Here is a 16,453-nt window from a genome sequence, read left to right as displayed (position 1 = left end):
CCCATTCATACATGTCTCAATCCTTTATCATTGCCTGTGAAGAAGGCAAACGTAAGATTGCCGAGCTTTTACTGGCCAACAACGAAGTGGATATAAAATATACTGACGAAAAGGGCCGTACGGCGTTACACTACGCTGCTCACCGCGGATACCTGGATATCGTCAAGCTGCTGATTGCCGCCGGCGCAGACCTCGACTACGAAGATCACCAGGGTGAGACACCGCTGTTCTTTGCCACTCTGCAAAAACAGAAACAAACAGCGGTATACTTACTGGAACAAGGCGCGCGCACCGACATCAACGACCTGAATGGCAACAGCCTGCTACACCTGACAGCACAGACTGGTCAAACCGAAGTTGTCAAACAATTGCTGGAAAGGGGAGTGGCCGTCGACGCTGAGAACAATCAGGCCGAGACACCCTTGCTCATCGCCGCCTCCTGGCGCAACACGGAGATCGTCACGTTACTGCTCCAGCATGGCGCGAACGTCAATACCACCAATAAACAAGGCGACTCGCCGCTGTTGTTTGCCGTCCGGTCGAAACACATGCCGATGGTGGAGCTGTTGCTGACCAACGGCGCCAATGTCGATCACATCAACCACACAGGCGAAAACGCGTTGCTGATGGCGTGTTACGAAACGAACCGCATGCTGGTAAACTTGTTGGTCTCGAAAGGAGCCAATCTGTTTGTGTCGTCTAAGAATGGTGTATCACCGATCTGGTATGCATGCGCGAATAATCAAAAAGAAATTGTAGCGCTCTTCCTGGACCACGGCCTGGATGTAAATCACAGCCGTCCTATGACCGGCGCGACTGCGTCGATGAACACCTATCTCGATTGGGTTGAGACCGCCAGCAACCTGTCGGTACAAAGCAGCTTCACGCTCAACACGACGTACGAATATGGCGGCGAAAGCCTGCTCCACCTGGCCGTGAAAAGCGGCCACATGAGCATGATTAAGCTGTTGCTGGAACGCGGGGCTACGATCAATATACAAGACGAATCTGGTAATACAGCATTACACTACGCAACGGCGAATGGTAAGAAGGATGCTGTTAAATACCTGCTCGAACAAGGTGCGGATCCTACGGTGGTAAATGTGAAGGAGCAGAAGGCGATTGACTATTCGAATATCAAGGGATATAACGAGATTACAGCGTTGTTGCTGCAATACGGTGCGCCTAAACAATCAGCGCCGGCTGCGGCCACACCAACCGTTACGAATGGTGCTCCGGCTATAAATAAAAAGCAGGCTTTACTGGATTTGAAGGATTTGTTGGATGCGGGGGTACTTACTCAGGCGGAGTTTGATGCTGAGAAGAGCAAGATTTTAAATGGGTGAATATTGTCGGTACATGGATACGTCTGAAGACTGGCGCCAGGGTAGGCACGAGTCTTCAGTAATGGACACTTATGGTCCTGAATTGTTCAGGCTTAATAGACTACAATCGTAATTTACCCTCGATTGAATCATCTAATGTCTTGCCGGTCACCGCGCCGATAATCTGTTTTGCAAAGCCTACGATTTGGCCGTGTTTTGTATCCCAATAGTATGCATCCACAGGCTTCACCTGGATTACAGAAATACGTGGATCGTCTTCCCCTTCTGTAAACCAGGTCTTAAATATGGGGTTCCAAAGCTCGTGTATTTTTTTCTTATCCCGGCTGATGGTGGCATGGCCGTAGAGTGTTAGAAAGTCCGAGAACTCGGATCCTTTCAGCAAGAGCTGCACGGCCGGGTCTTTCGCAATGTGGGTGTTTGTGTGGCTATCGGTAGCACTTAGGAACCAACATGTGCCATCGTCATCAATCTGTTGAATCGCCATCGGCCGCGTTGCGAACGGCGCCCCGGACTTAATATTCGTACAGAAGAAACAATTCTTGGCCTTGTCGCTTAACTCTTTGAGCTTATCGACTGCCTCTGTGCCGCGTAGGTCTTGATAGTTATCTTCGGCTTGTTGTTGGTTGATGCTGTTCATAAAGTGGTTTTATGAGCAGCAGGGTAAAAACTATGCCCGATGGGAACAGAGCGAGTGTGAGAGCGGATACGGGTATTTCTTTTTCTTCGCTCTCACACGTTGCTCATGAAGACCGATGTTACGGTTTTTCGGATGCTAATGCCGTTGCCGGTATGGCTTGTTTTGTGATGCCTGGACCTTCGTATAACAGCGTCAGGCTCTTACCGCCGCCGCCGTCGAAGTACCGTAGGTTAATGGGATGCCAGCCTTTATCAAGCGCTACCTGGCCGCCGATCTCCCGGTCGCCATGTTCGCCATCGTTGTTCACCACCAGGCGATCGCCTATCTTCAATACACTGCCATCGTCAGAAGAAAGATAGAAAGTATAGATGCCTTTTTCGGCTACGTTGAGATATCCTGTAAAGGCCAATCCAAACCCATCTGTCGCCGTCGCTATGTCGGGTATGAGGACAGAAGGTACTGGCACGGTTGCCTTCAGATCGGTGGGCACAAACTTCTCCACCGAGCGATAGGAGCGATGACTGGGGTAATACGCACAGGCCAGGCCGGGCTTTGTATTCGCCGGCGTAACGCCTACCAGGTAAGTTTGCTTTTCATACCGGATGGTATACGCGTTGCCGGCACGTCCGTGTGCGCCATAGCTAACCATCTTCAAGGTGGCTGTGGTGTCGAGTGTAAAGGCTTTGTGGTATAGGGTAGCGGTGCTGTCGGGCAGTGTTCCATTGGTTGTATACCGCAATGCGGTGATGCCATTCGGGATGGTCAACGCAATGTGTGCCGTGTCGGTAAAGACAACGTGCTGCGGCAGGTCCGGAATGTCGGGCAGGCGGTAGTGCACGCCGAGGGCATCCAGGCGTCCGTAGTGTATGCCCATGCGCTCCTGGAAGCTGTCCCAATCCTTTTGCTGGCTCCAGGCTACTTCCGCCAGGGCTACCATGCGTGGCATAGTCATGAAGTCGAGGCGATCCTCCGTCGGGATATATTCCGTCCAGATGTTGGCTTGAACACCCTTGAGCCTTTTCTCAGATCCGGGTGTCAGGCCTTCGGGTACGGGGTTGAAGAAGTAGGTATGTTTCAACGAAGTTTGGTCGGGCTGGTAATCGAAGTAACAGTGCGAGGTGGGACTCATGATGAGCTCATGGCCTCTGGTAACAGCCTTCACCGGCGCATCCTTTACCCAGCCACGCCAGTACATCACGGTCAATGCCGTGTCGGCGTTGCTGTCTAACACTTCGTCCCATCCAATCGCTTTTTTACCAAGCTTCTCCACAATCTGGCGGGCGCGGTTGACAAAATAACCGTGCAGGTCGCGGGCAGTCTTCATGCCTTCGCGTTTCATCATACCGGCGCAGGTGCCCGAGGTGATCCATGTGGCTTCGTCTACTTCGTCGGCGCCAATGTGCAGGTAAGGCCCCGGGAAAAGACCGGCTACTTCGCTCAACACCTCTTCGATAAACTTATAAGTAGTCTCTTCGCATGGGCACAAAGGTGTTGTAAATAGTTTGCCCCAGCTGCTTTCGTCTGTGCACGTCAGGGTAGGTACCGCCTGGATCGCAGCCAGCATGTGCCCCGGCATATCAATCTCGGGAACGATCGTAATCATACGTTGTTGTGCGTAGGCAATGATGTCGCGTACTTCCTCCTGGGTATAAAATCCGCCGTACTGCCGCTGGCCTTCCGACGTGCGGAAGAACTCCTCGGGCAACGCATAGGTAGGATCGGCTTTGGCCTTCTCCAGGCAGACAGAGTCCTGATTGTTCAACGCACGCCACGCACCGGCTTGTGTGAGCCGCGGGTAGCGCTTAATCTCAAGGCGCCAGCCCTGGTCATCGGTCAGGTGCCAGTGCAGGGTATTGAACTTATACAGCGCCATGCGGTCGATGAACGTCCGGATAAAGTCGGGTGAGAAGAAGTGACGAGACACATCCAGGTGCATGCCACGCCACGCATAGCGCGGTGCGTCATGCAGTGTAACAGCCGGCACGGTCCACGCGCTGGTCTGGTGGTCTTTGGTTTCAATGGCCGCAGGCAGTAGTTGCCGTAAGCTTTGTACGGCATAAAAGAGCCCTGCGGCATCCGACGCTTCCAGGTTGATAACATCCGGACTTACCGTAACACTATAGCTTTCGGCCGGCTGTCCTTGTATCAGCCGCAAGTGAATGGCGTGGCCCGTGGTAAAGGTGTCGACCTTCTTTATGGGAATCTCAAACGACGAAGCGCCATGCAACAGCTCGCTCAGGTAATGTGCTACACCCGCAACGTTGCCGGTGTCGGCCGCCAGTTGAATGACCGTTTGTGCATTGATCTCAAAATAGCCATTGCCGGTCTGCAGTTGGGCCGGTTCGGGTATAATCGCGACGGGGCCTGGTAAGGCTGCCTTTTCGCGTGGGGTGCACTGCGCCAACAAAACGACACAGGCTATTAAAAACAATTGTATTCTCATGTTCACGTTAAGACAGGGTGGATGATGTTACTCCGCGGGGATTGATTCCAGGATCGGTGCTTCGACCGTCTTTAGTACGTTGTGTTCCGTGTCGTGCTGTTGTTCAAAGATGACAAATTCGTTTTTGCCTTTCTGAAGCCAGCATCCCGGGATGTATAGCGTTTGTTGTGGTCCGACTTTCCAATAGCGACCGGCATGATGGCCGTTGACAAAGACAATGCCTTTGCCCCAACCCTGCATGTCGAGGAAAACATCACCCGGCTGGTTCGTCTCCAATGTGCCGCGGTAGATGGCCGGCAGCCCCGCCGTGGGCTTCGCCGGTACGCTGTTGGTTACCGGCACATGCTGAAAGGGGAATGAATACATTTTCCAGTCGCCGGTAATTTCGTAGTCGTTGATGCGCACGGGCGCCACAATGCCTTTGGTGCTTTCGGTGATCCTGGCGCCATAGTTCACGCGGCCCATATTCTCAACAAGCAGGTCAAGCCGACCGTTGAATGGAATGTCGATGTCGAGTGTATAAACATTGGCCTGGCGGTTCAATTCTCCCACCTTGCGTCCGTTGACATACACCAGCGCATAGTCACGAAGGCCTTCCACACGCAACGTGCCCTGGATGGGTTGATTGAACTTCTTGCTATACAGCACGTAGCCACTACCTTGATTTAAATCCTCAAACGACAACGGTGCATTGCTGGTGACTGGTTTAATGCTGTTCTTCCATTCAAAGAAGCTCACGGCTTTTGATACCGCGATGTCTTGTGCTTTGAGCACGGACATACGTGCTGGAATTTCAGGCACCGGGTAGGAAACGTACTTCTTCATCATGTCGCGTAACGCCATATACTTCGGCGTAGCCCATCCTGCCTCGCTGATGGGGGCATCATAATCGTAACTGGTAATGTCGGGTTGGATGTCGTGCTCGTCGTTGTAGTTCGCGCCGGATGTAAAACCAAAATTGGTACCGCCGTGCACCATGTAAAGATTAAAGTGAACCTGATTTTGCAGATACTTCTCCGTTTGCTGCGCGATTGACTCCGTGCCAATACGCACAAACGGTTCTCCCCAATGGTCGAGCCAGCCGGGGTAAAACTCAGCCACCATGTACGGTCCCTGATTCTGGTGATATTGGTTGACAGCCTTCTTTAAGTTCTCAATACTGCCTTCGCCGTTGGCTGTTGGCAATACACCCGGCAAGCTGCCGCCTTCAAACAGCCAGGTGCCATCCGAAGTAAAGAAGGGAACGTTAAATCCGGCCTGCTGCAGGTACTGATAAATGGTTTGGTTATACTGGCGATGCTCCGCCAGGGGAATATCCTTGCGCTGCGATACATACGAGCCAAATTCATTTTCAACCTGCACCATGATGATCGGCCCGCCTTGCGTGATCTGCAGTGATTTTACCTGGCCGGCAAGCTTGTTAATATACTGGTGGCAGGAGTCGAGAAACGCTTTGTTGTTGGCGCGAATGACGAGGTCTTTGTTTTTCACGAGCCACCACGGGTAGCCACCAAATTCCCATTCAGCACAAGCATACGGTCCCGGACGCAGGATTACAAAGAGTCCTTCCTGCTGTGCGAGCTTAATGAACTCCGTCAGGTTTCGATTCTCAGATTGAAAGTCCCATACGCCGGGGGCGGTGTTGTGATAGTTCCAGAAGACGTATGTGGCAATGGTGTTGAGGCCCATCGCCTTTACCATGCGCAGACGGTGCTGCCAATATTCTTTCGGAATGCGGGCATAGTGTATTTCTCCTGAGTGAATTTGTACACTCTCGCCGTTATACAAGAATTTGCCGTCTTTAATCTCAAAAGAAGTTGTCTTGCGTTGGGCGTACGATGTTACCACCAGTACCAGCGCTACCAAACAACAAAAAAAGCGTGTCATGAAAAATGTTCGTTCAGTCAAAATAAAAATAGATAGGATCAGTACAGACCGATCTGCGAGATCAACGGACAGGCTTTTGCCGCGATGATCTTCACGCGCACCTTCGAAGTCTCTACAGGCTCCAGCTTTACAATGCGTTTGTAGCCGATGGTCGTGGCCGACGCTACTTTCTTCCACGCATTGTCCTGCCACACTTCAACCTCAAATTGTTCTACCCGCTGCCCCAGCGCAATATATTCTTGCAGCAAGATATACTGCACGCGTTGCGGCTTGTCTAAGGTAATTTCCAGATCTGCTGCAGTGACGTCGTCATCTGTCGCCCAGTACGTGTCTTTCTGGCCGTCAATGGCCTTAGCTGCATCATAGGCCTCCGATTCGCCGCGATAATGACTGGCGGTAGCCGTAGCGCCGCTCGCGAGGTTATGCGCAAAGGTACTGTCGATCAGGCGACGCCAGCCTTGCAATGACTTCACGTCATTTTCATGGATCAGGCCGCGACCGTCGGGCGGAACATTCAACAGCAGGGTAGAGCCCCGGCCGACAGACGAGAGGTAAATTTCAAACAGTCGCTCGGGTGTTTTCACCAGCGAGTCTTCTTTGGTATGGTAGAACCATCCGGGCCGGATCGATACATCCACTTCGGCGGGTATCCACCGTGTGCCTTGTGCATTGCCGGTCTGCAGTAAGGTTTCAATATCAGCCTTGCCGGCGTACAACGTATCCGGTGTGATGGAATTCCAGTTGGTCTCACCGGCTTCGCCGCGCTCGTTACCAACCCAGCGAATGTCCGGACCTGCATCGCTAAAGAACAATATGTTGGGCTCCATCTCACGAACCATGTTGAGTGTGCCCGGCCAGTCGTAATATTTCTGCCGGTCTATCTGGCGTTTTTCGTTGGCACCGCCATAGAAGCCGTCGCCGCCGTTGGCGCCATCAAACCACATTTCAAACACCGGACCGTATTGAGAGAATAGCTCTTTCAACTGATCGCGGTAATACGTAATGTATTCAGGCTTACCATAGCCCGCATGGTTGCGGTCCCATGGTGAAGCATAGACTCCGAACTTCAAGCCGTGCGCTTTACAGGCGTCGGATACTTCTTTGACGAGGTCGCCCTTGCCGTCTTTGTACGGGCTGTTTTTGATGGAGTGCTCGGTATAGGCAGACGGCCACAGGCAAAAACCGTCGTGATGTTTACATGTAAGAATGACGCCTTTAAAACCGGCATCTTTTAAGGTACTGATCCATTGACCGGTATTGACCGCTGTCGGCGCAAAGCGGGCGGGCTGCTCATCGCCATATCCCCATTCCTTGTCTGTAAAGGTATTGATGGTAAAATGAATAAAGGCGTTGGTTTCCATTTCGTGCCAGGCAAGCTGCGCGGCTGTGGGAACAGGTGCTACCGGGGCCGGTGGCGTGGCCATGGGTTTCTGGCAGGCAGCCAAAAGGAATACGAAAAAAAGGCAGGGAATACGGTTCATGCGGTAAAAGTAAGTAACGTAAGGAAAGCTTAAAATTCAGTGTACTATTTTATTAGCGTGTGTCCGTGCGTGGCGTAAGCGCGTAAAGTGAAGCGTAGTCGTCATTTCGCGATACGACCAGCCGCGGACCGCCCTGCCGGAAATGCATCATGGCCAGGTCGCGGATGTCGCCGGTAAGCCACAACGGCAGGCCTGTTGCATACAGCGAAGCCACGCCGTGCTCAAACTTGAGCAAGCATCCCGTAAACGCGTCGCAACGTCCAAACTGTGCACGATAGGGATAGAAATTTCCAGCAGCCAGCACTTCGGCAACGCCGTCACCATCGAAATCGGCAACGTGGAAATCCTGGATCGACGAGAGCTGGGCCATGGCGGGTAAAGGCTTCAAAATCAGCTCGCCGTTACCGGTATTTTCCAGCCACGATGATGCCAGCGTTTCTGCTTGCAATACGCGCGAAGCAGGCAGCTTGTCCGCCCCCACAATATCTTCAATCGTGGCATCGGCATAATCGGCATAGCGTATAAACCTCTTGCGCAGCGGGGTGACCTGGTCTAACAGCTCGTCGCGCGAAGGATGCGGATAGCGTTTGCCTTGAATGTAACTGCACACGATGGGGTCAATGGCACCGTCGCCGTTGATGTCCTGCATAAAACACTCGATGGGTTCTTCCGTAGATGCGTGCAGCGCCATATTCAGCCCCGCATTGCCCAGCAGAAAGTCGACATCACCGTCGCCGTCCACGTCGGCATCGGTGATGGCACACCACCAGCCCCGGCTTTGCTTGGGATTGGGGATCTGCGTGGAAGGAGCCAGGGAACCTTGTTGATTGATAAATATGCTTACGGGCATCCACTCGCCAACCACGATCAGATCGGCCCAGCCGTCGCGGTTGATATCGGCCCAGCGTGCATCAGTCACCATGCCTACACGCGACAAGTCGTGTCCGGCGGTTTCGGTAACATCGGTAAATTTTACCTGGCCGTTGCGTGTATCGTTTCGCAGCAGATAGCTTTTCGGAAACAACGGATACTGTTGCGCGGCCAACCGGCCGCCCACAAACAAGTCGAGGTCACCGTCGTGGTCATAGTCGGAGGCAATGACGCAACTTCCACTGGTTTGTTCAGAAGGCAGTGCCGTAAATGCAGCCTGGAACACACCCTTGCCGTCGTTCAGGTATAGACGATCCTGATAAAAAGGGTCACCACTGGAAAATTCATTGCCGCCGCTGACCAGGTATAGATCGACATCGCCGTCACCGTCGGCATCAAAGAATGTCATGCCGGTGTCTTCATGGAGCACCGGCCCTTTATCCCACGGTTGCTGCGGTGCATCGATCAGGTGACCGTCGTTTGTCCCCAAATACAACTTGCGCGGCTGGCCGGAAGCTCCGGCAAAAAAAACGTCGTCGTTGCCATCGCCATTTACATCGGCTATTGCCAGCTTCCCACCGAGGCGTGACAGCTGGGCCAGCAACAGGCGTTGGTATTTAAAATCGATGTGTGTATTCTCACGATGTCTGAATCGAAGCCCTGCACGGGCGGTGACGTCTGTTAACAAGGCGGGGCGAGGCATAGCCACGTCGGCATCCACTGGCGCCGACGTGGCCTGATCGATCACTACCAGCCGGTCAGCAGTGACCAGCGCCTGGATAGATTGCGTACCGTCTGGCCAACGCACATCGATCTGTTGTGCGAACGTCGCGTTGCCAATGCCAATGGTCATGACAGGCTCAACCGAGGACTGATATCCACGGCTGAAATGCGCCTCCTGGAATAACCTCCGACCGTCGGATAGGGTGATGGTAATGGCCGCGCCTATGCCGTGTTTATTGGGCTTGCGTCCATCCAACCGCAGCTTGATATAATGATGTTGCTGAATGGACTCCGCGTGATTTTGGAGCAGCGTCACTTCGTCGTTGAGGTTGTTTACCACCAGGTCGAGGTCGCCGTCGTTGTCAAAATCCGCATAGGCCGTGCCGTTGGAAATGGTCTCTTGTGTCAGACCCCATGCCTCCGTCACGTTTTGAAAATGAAGACCGTCTGTGTTCCGGAAGATATACTTCTTTAACTTCGTCGCAGGCATGGTCTGGATCAGGTTCATCACATTGATCGCCTGCTTGTCTTTGGAAGTCTTTTGAAGAGCGTCGCTTACTTTATATTTCAGAAAGTCCTGGTTGGTATAGTCGCGCAGATAACCATTGGTCGTAAACAAGTCGCGCAGACCGTCGTTGTCAAAGTCCGCAAGAAGGGGAGCCCAGCTCCAATCGGTATTTGAAATGCCTGATAGTTGCGCCACCTCGCTAAAGCGGGGTAGACTGTCGGGAGCCAGGCCACGGTTGAGCTGCAGCGTATTGCGCATGTATTGAAAATGATAACCACTGTCGGCCGCCAGCATCACCTTGTCGTACTCATCCGCACCCTTCAGCAATTTCTGCCGGTGGTTGTCTTCGGGAAGCATATCCACCACGTATACATCGGGCAGGCCGTCGTTGTTGATATCGGCAATGTCCGAGCCCATGCCATACTTGGATAAGTGGCCAAACAGGGTATGTGACACTTCACGGAAGGTGCCGTCACCGTTGTTGACATAACAAAAGTCCTGCTCGTCGTAGTCGTTGGTAACATACAGGTCGGGCCAATGGTCGCCGTTCAGATCGCTGATGGCGGCGCTGAGCCCGAAGTTGAGGCCACTGCCGTGGATACCGGCGGCTTCGCTGACCTCGACAAAGTGCTCACCTTCATTCCGGTATAATTTGTTGCCAAAGTACGGATGCCGTAAGGCACGTAGCTTTTTTACATTGTAAAACGGCGCATAAAACATGTTGGCATGGTTAAGTAAAAACATGTCCAGATCGCCGTCTCGATCGTAGTCAAAGAAATACGATTGCGTCGAAAAGGTGCCGATGGCATCGAGACCATAGGCTTTGGCCGATTCGGTAAACGTGGGGATGCCGCCCGGCTCACAGCCGCGGTTGATAAAGAGTTGGTTAGCGCGTCCGGGATGGTCGCGAATAACGGGTTTGTCCAGGCGCTCGCCGGTGGTATTGCCCGAGTAGCAAAGGTAGAGGTCAAGCCAGCCGTCGCCGTTTACATCCGCCATGGTGATGCCGGTCTTCCAGTCGGGCCGGCCGCCGGTGCCGGAGGTCTCGGTAATATCTTCGAACTTCCACTGGCCTTTGTTCACGTACAACTTGTTAGGCATGGAGTTGCCCACGAGGTATAGATCGGGCAGGCCATCCTGGTTCAGGTCACCTGTTGCGACGCCGGCCCCGTTATACATATACTCGTAGGTCATGATGTTGTTGTGCTCCGTTTCCGTGATCTGGTTACGGAACCGGATGCCCGTTTCGGATGCGCTCATCTCCGTAAACTGTTTCTTCGGACTGCACTGCTGAAACAGTATGAGCACGATGCCAATACAAATAGAGGGCCTTTGAGGCATGGTCGTTCAGGTAAGCGTAAAGAATGTCTGACGAAAGGAAAGCAGCGGGAACACGCCCCGCTGCTTGTATAAGGTCACATTTACTTAATTTGTTTCGTAGCCGGGATTTTGTGAAAGCATGTCGTGGCTCCGCTGAATTTCCGAGTATGGTATTGGGAAGAAATACATCTTGTCTTCCCAATTACGGGTAGCATCCGATACCCAGCTGTAATCATAGGTAATGTCGCCGCCCGCGTCTTTGGTAACTTTTACGCCCATGGCCGGTTTATCTAACGCATCAGGACCGATCTTCCAGCGCCGAATGTCAAAGAAGCGATGGTTCTCGAGGGCCAGCTCCACGCGGCGTTCATTCCGATAGCGCTCCAAAAGTGCATCGCCGCTTTCGTTTACGTCCGGCATACCTACCCGGTGGCGCACGGCATTAATGGCTGTGCGGGCTTCGCCATCGTTGTTCAGTGCGATTTGGGCTTCCGCATAGTTTAGGTAGAACTCGGTAATGCGGAAGTAAATCCACGGGCTCAGGTTCTCATCGGCGCCGCCGGCGTCGGCCTTTTTCCCTTCGTCCAGGAACTTGCGGAAGTTATACCCTGTACGCGATGCATTGGGGCCAGAGGGCCCCTGTGGCGAATCCTTGCCTTGCAATGTTCCTTCCGGCGATCCTTCCGGTGCGGTCCAGAATTGCATCTCGCGCGTGCCGCCGTTGATGGGGTCGGCAATGACAGCACCGTTGTATAGAATAGATTCGGCAAAGCGTGGGTCACGGTTCACATACGGATTCTGTGGGTCATACCCGGAGCCAGTCTCTGCCGGCAGCACACCATTGGTCATTTCATAGCTATCCACCAGGTTTTGTGTCGGAGTGATGTTGCTCCATCCACCCAGACCGTTGGAGTATAGCCAGAGGTTCACGCCCCACGAACCGCCGCCATGCGGATTGTTGACGGTAAAGCGACGCGCGAAGATGATCTCCGCATTGCTTCTTCCGTTAAAAATCTCTCCATACTGATCGCCTTCGGTAATGATGGGAAATCCCGGCAGGTCCATCACAACCCTGTTGGCGTCACGGGCCGCGGTCCACCGCGACTGCTCGTTGTTGGGGTTATACAGCGGGCTTGCCATGTAAAGCAACGTCCGGGCTTTCAGTGCCAGGGCTGCTTCTTTGGTTGCACGGCCTACAGGTGTTGTAGTAACATCGCCCAACTTCTCCACAGCAGCATCACACTCGCTAACGATGAAGGCGCCAACTTCTTCCGCGGAATTACGGGCGACATCGTAGTCGGCTTGCCCCAGGTCGAACGTCGTGGTGATGATCGGCACACCGCCGTACCAGCTTAACAGCTCCAGGTATAGATACGCACGGACGAACTGCATTTCGCCCGACAGCTGCGTAAGCGCTGCAGCCTCGACCGGCGAGTTCACCGTTTTCTCAAAGAACAGATTTACCCGGCGGATATAAGTATAGGCGTTATTCCAGGTGCCGAGGTTGGCGCTCTCACCGTTGTCGCGGGTCATAAGGCCCTGAGTGTAGTTCCGGAGGGCTTGTTGGCCACCGTGCTGCGAATAGGCGTTGTCGGTCATGGCATCGAGCAGGAGGAAGGTATTCTCTTCGGCAAATGGATGACGAATGCCGCGGTAAGTGCCGTTGACAAAATCCGTCAGCAGCGCCTTGTCGACAAAGACGTCTACTTCGCTGAACGAGTCCAGCGGTTTCTGGTCCAGGATGTCGTCGGAGCAGGATGCGATGCCCATCCATACGAGGGCCGCAAGGGATATGTATAGTAATTTCTTGATCTTCATACAGGGCATCCGTTAGAGAGTTAAGTTTAAACCGAAGTTGATGCTCTTGGTCTGGGGAAATACCCATCCCTGAATGTTCGTGCTTTCCGGGTCCGGCAGGCCATCCTTTTTCAGCGAGTCAAACGTCAGCAGGTTAAAACCGTTGACATAGAAGCGCAGGTTCTGGATGCCGGCACGCGACACCAGCGCGTGTGGCAGGGTATAGCCAAGCTCGACCGATTTTAACCGTAGGAAGTTAATGTTTCGTAACCATACGTCATTGGTCTGTTTGCTATAGGTCGAGTTGATACGTGCCATCGGAGCATCGGTGAAGTCTGCACGCCAGGCGTTTTCCAGGAAGTACGCCGCCGCATTGCTGGATGCACCAAAGTTATACGTGATCTCCTGCGTGGCACGGGCCTGGCCCTGGAACAGCAGGCTGAAGTCAAATCCGTTCCACTGTGCACCGAGGTTGAGGCCGTACTGCAACTGGGGTGTGGAGGTCCTGTTCTGCCGCACGCGATCGTCCGTATCGATCACCTCGTCGCCGTTCACGTCGCGGTATATAAAGTCGCCCACCTGCGCGCCGGGGCTCGGATACTTTGTCAGATCTTCTTCGGTCCGGTATATACCAACCACCTCATACGCCAGTTTCGTTCCGTTAATACCCTCTTCGCCGATCGGCCTGCCTTCGCGCTTTTGATAGGCTTCTGTAAAGATGTTGCCGTCATCGATGAACACGATCTTGTTGCGGGCAAAGGTCATGTTGGCGCCTACGGTAAAGTTCAGGTCACCTACGTTACCACGGTACGTCACTTGGCCATCGATACCTTTGTTATCAACCTTTCCAATGTTCTCCGATGGCAAGAGCAAGCCGGTATACTGCGGCACGGTAACGTTACGCTGTGCAAGGATGTCTTTCCGTTTGCTCAGGAAGAAATCAGCTTCGAAGGTCAGGTGATTATTCAGGAAGCCAGCTTCCAAACCGATGTCCAGTGTAGTCTGCTTCTCCCACGTGATGTTGGGGTTCGCGATCACTTTCGGATTCAATACCTGTACGTTGTTTCCGCCGATCACATAGTTACCACCCGACCGTGTGTTGAACGTGAAGACATCCAGGTACTGGAACTGGTTTACGCGGTCATTCCCCAGCTTGCCCCACGAGCCGCGGAGCTTCAGGTTGCTTAGGATCGTTTGATTCTGCATAAATGCTTCTTCGGAAATACGCCAGCCCAACGATACACCGGGAAAAAACCCAAAGCGCTTGCCCGGAGGGAAGATCTGAGAGCCGTCATAGCGGAAGTGCGCCTGTACAAAATACCTGTCTTCAAAGTCGTATGTCAGACGGCCGAAGTAATTCTGGCGTGCGCCTTTACGCGCGGTGCCGTTAGCCGTTTGGTTGGACTGGTTGCCGGCAAAAAGCTGATCGATCTGGCCAGATTCAAAACCCGTGCGACGGGCTGAAAGGCTGTCCATGCGGTTCTTGTTCTGCTCGTACGCGATGAAGCCCGTGAAGTGATGTGCGCCAAAGGTGCGTTCGTATTTAAGCTTGGCGTTAAGCGTAACCGACTCTTGTCGTTGGTAGTTCTCCGTAAGCTGAGGCGTCTCAGGCGACTGCACCGGCACCGGATTGCCATCCGCGTCAACGTCATAGAATGTATAGGGCTGCTGCCAGATCTTACGGAAGTCGTTGACGATGTCAAGCGCGGCAAAGCCATCGACGGACAACCCTTCGATAAACGGAAGCTTCAGGTCGAACTTAAAGGTGCTGTTTAATACCGTGCGTTCGAGCTTATCATATCCGTTGCCGGCGGCAATTGCCAGTGGATTTTGTCCGAGGCGTCCGCGCGTAGGCAATCCTTGTATAGTAGCGGGTAGCGTGGGCGGTGTCAGCAGTGCTGCTTGGTAAGTAATGTTAGGATCGGTCTGCAGGAAGTTCCGGTTCTCACGACGCCCCGCGAGGTCGAGCCCGATGGTCAGGATCTTCGACATCTGCGCGTCGATGTTCGAACGAAGGTTGTACTGACGGTATTTGGTAGTCTCGTCACCCGTCAGCAGCGGCCCTTGATAGGCGGTACCTCCGGAGATAAAATACTTCACTGCCTCCGTGCCACCGCTCAACGTCACGTTGTGCCGGTTTTGCAGGTAGTGGCCATCAAACGACTCCTTCATCCAGTTGGTACTGGGACGTGTGCCATTTTGATATTGCGCTATTTGCTCGTCGGTATAGGAGTTTGGTAAGATATCATTCACGCTGCGCGCGAAGGTGGCGGCGTCCGACATCTCCATAAACCGGGTGGGACTAACAAAACCCTGGTTAAAGCTATAGTTCAGTGTCGGCTTACCCGTCTTACCACGCTTGGTCGTAATCAACACCACGCCGTTGGCAGCTTGTGCCCCGTAGATCGCGGCCGAGGCATCTTTCAACACCGTCAGCGTTTCAATATCATTGGGGTCCAAACGCGAAATACCGTCGCGGTTGGCCACGCCGTCGATGACGATCAGGGCTTGACTGCTCCCCGTCGTGGCAATACCGCGAATGAAGATGCTGGCATCGTCGCGTCCGGGCTCGGCGTTGCGCTGGTTGACGATCAGGCCGGGCATGCGCCCGGCCAGGGAGTTGGAGATCGAGATAGCCGAGCTCTTGCGAATGTCGTCACCCGACACTTGCGAGATTGCACTCGTAACTTCCTTCTTTTCCTGCGTGCCGTAGCCGACTACAATCACTTCTCCGAGGGACTGAATGTCTTCTTCCAGGGTAGCATCCACCGTAGTGCGCCCAGAAGTTAATACTTCCTGCGTAGCATAGCCAATGAACGAGAACACCAGTATCGCATCGTCACCCGGTATTTCCAACGAATACTCGCCGTTGGCATTTGCCGTGGTGCCGATAGTCGTTCCTTTCACAATCACGTTTACGCCGGGCAAGGGTGCGCCGGTAGCATCGGTAATCTTTCCGGTAATGATCGGACCGTACAAGGCATCTGTTGTCGAGGCCACGGGCTGCTCCGCAGTTGTCAGCGAAGGTTGCTGGGGCTTCAACGCAATCTGCTTACCGATAACTTTATAGTCTATATTTTCATGCAACACATTCGCCAGCACATCCGATAACTTCTGGTCTGTCACGTGCATGGTGATGCGGTTGTGAATCGGGATCTGACTGGGGTTGTAGGTGAATTTGACTTTTGCTTGTTTACCGAGCAGTGTCAGCACGTCCTGTACTTCGACGGCGTCGACATCAAGCGTCACCCGCCGGTCCAGCACTTCCTGGGCTTCGGCGTCAGTAGCATACACCATGGACATGGTGAATGAGACGATCAATAGGTTAATTAGTGTCACTCGCATAAGAAACAATAACAGCCCATATTGAACAGGTCTGGATTTATTCATAGATTTAGATGTTTTTGTTTGTGAAAATGGCAAAAACCGGCCAGGCTGACT

8 protein-coding genes are annotated in these 16,453 nt (G+C 53.3%); 1 reads left to right on the top strand and 7 read right to left on the bottom strand.

Features of this window, described 5'->3' with window-relative positions:
* Nucleotides 1-11: 11 nt before the first annotated feature.
* Nucleotides 12-1,346, top strand: a complete 1,335-nt coding sequence (locus KK062_RS15520; protein WP_254085234.1) for an ankyrin repeat domain-containing protein — start codon at nt 12-14, stop codon at nt 1,344-1,346.
* Between the two features lie 100 nt (nt 1,347-1,446).
* Here the strand turns inward: KK062_RS15520 and KK062_RS15515 are convergent, their stop codons facing one another.
* From KK062_RS15515 to KK062_RS15485, 7 genes are all read right to left on the bottom strand, one after another.
* Complete coding sequence (locus KK062_RS15515; RefSeq protein WP_254085233.1) at nt 1,447-1,983, bottom strand: pyridoxamine 5'-phosphate oxidase family protein; 537 nt, start codon at nt 1,981-1,983, stop codon at nt 1,447-1,449.
* Nucleotides 1,984-2,101: 118 nt separating this feature from the next.
* Entirely contained in the window at nt 2,102-4,426 is a 2,325-nt protein-coding gene (locus KK062_RS15510) for a family 20 glycosylhydrolase (RefSeq protein WP_254085232.1), read from the bottom strand.
* Nucleotides 4,427-4,453: 27 nt separating this feature from the next.
* Nucleotides 4,454-6,313, bottom strand: a complete 1,860-nt coding sequence (locus KK062_RS15505) for a glycoside hydrolase family 35 protein (protein WP_254085231.1) — start codon at nt 6,311-6,313, stop codon at nt 4,454-4,456.
* 38 nt (nt 6,314-6,351) lie between these two features.
* On the bottom strand, nt 6,352-7,737 hold the full coding sequence (locus tag KK062_RS15500; RefSeq protein WP_254085230.1) for an alpha-L-fucosidase: 1,386 nt from the start codon (nt 7,735-7,737) through the stop codon (nt 6,352-6,354).
* Nucleotides 7,738-7,846: 109 nt separating this feature from the next.
* Complete coding sequence (locus KK062_RS15495; protein ID WP_254085229.1) at nt 7,847-11,155, bottom strand: VCBS repeat-containing protein; 3,309 nt, start codon at nt 11,153-11,155, stop codon at nt 7,847-7,849.
* A gap of 165 nt (nt 11,156-11,320) precedes the next feature.
* Nucleotides 11,321-13,033, bottom strand: a complete 1,713-nt coding sequence (locus tag KK062_RS15490; RefSeq protein WP_254085228.1) for a RagB/SusD family nutrient uptake outer membrane protein — start codon at nt 13,031-13,033, stop codon at nt 11,321-11,323.
* A 12-nt stretch (nt 13,034-13,045) separates the two neighbouring features.
* A complete protein-coding gene (locus KK062_RS15485) occupies nt 13,046-16,402 on the bottom strand; it encodes a SusC/RagA family TonB-linked outer membrane protein (RefSeq protein WP_254085227.1) in 3,357 nt (1,118 codons plus the stop codon).
* Nucleotides 16,403-16,453 lie beyond the last annotated feature (51 nt).

This window comes from Dawidia cretensis, from assembly GCF_018598175.1.
In the GTDB taxonomy this organism is placed as follows: Bacteria; Bacteroidota; Bacteroidia; order Cytophagales; family Cyclobacteriaceae; genus Ohtaekwangia; species Ohtaekwangia cretensis.
This window is presented reverse-complemented; position numbering and strand designations above follow the sequence as displayed.

What these genes read in the sequence shown, in the direction of transcription:
- KK062_RS15520 (WP_254085234.1), top strand. Translation starts at nt 12, where the DNA reads ATGTCTCAATCCTTTATCATTGCCTGTGAAGAAGGCAAACGTAAGATT.
- KK062_RS15515 (WP_254085233.1), bottom strand. Translation starts at nt 1,983, where the DNA reads ATGAACAGCATCAACCAACAACAAGCCGAAGATAACTATCAAGACCTA.
- KK062_RS15510 (WP_254085232.1), bottom strand. Translation starts at nt 4,426, where the DNA reads ATGAGAATACAATTGTTTTTAATAGCCTGTGTCGTTTTGTTGGCGCAG.
- KK062_RS15505 (WP_254085231.1), bottom strand. Translation starts at nt 6,313, where the DNA reads ATGACACGCTTTTTTTGTTGTTTGGTAGCGCTGGTACTGGTGGTAACA.
- KK062_RS15500 (WP_254085230.1), bottom strand. Translation starts at nt 7,737, where the DNA reads ATGGCCACGCCACCGGCCCCGGTAGCACCTGTTCCCACAGCCGCGCAG.
- KK062_RS15495 (WP_254085229.1), bottom strand. Translation starts at nt 11,155, where the DNA reads ATGAGCGCATCCGAAACGGGCATCCGGTTCCGTAACCAGATCACGGAA.
- KK062_RS15490 (WP_254085228.1), bottom strand. Translation starts at nt 13,033, where the DNA reads ATGAAGATCAAGAAATTACTATACATATCCCTTGCGGCCCTCGTATGG.
- KK062_RS15485 (WP_254085227.1), bottom strand. Translation starts at nt 16,402, where the DNA reads ATGAATAAATCCAGACCTGTTCAATATGGGCTGTTATTGTTTCTTATG.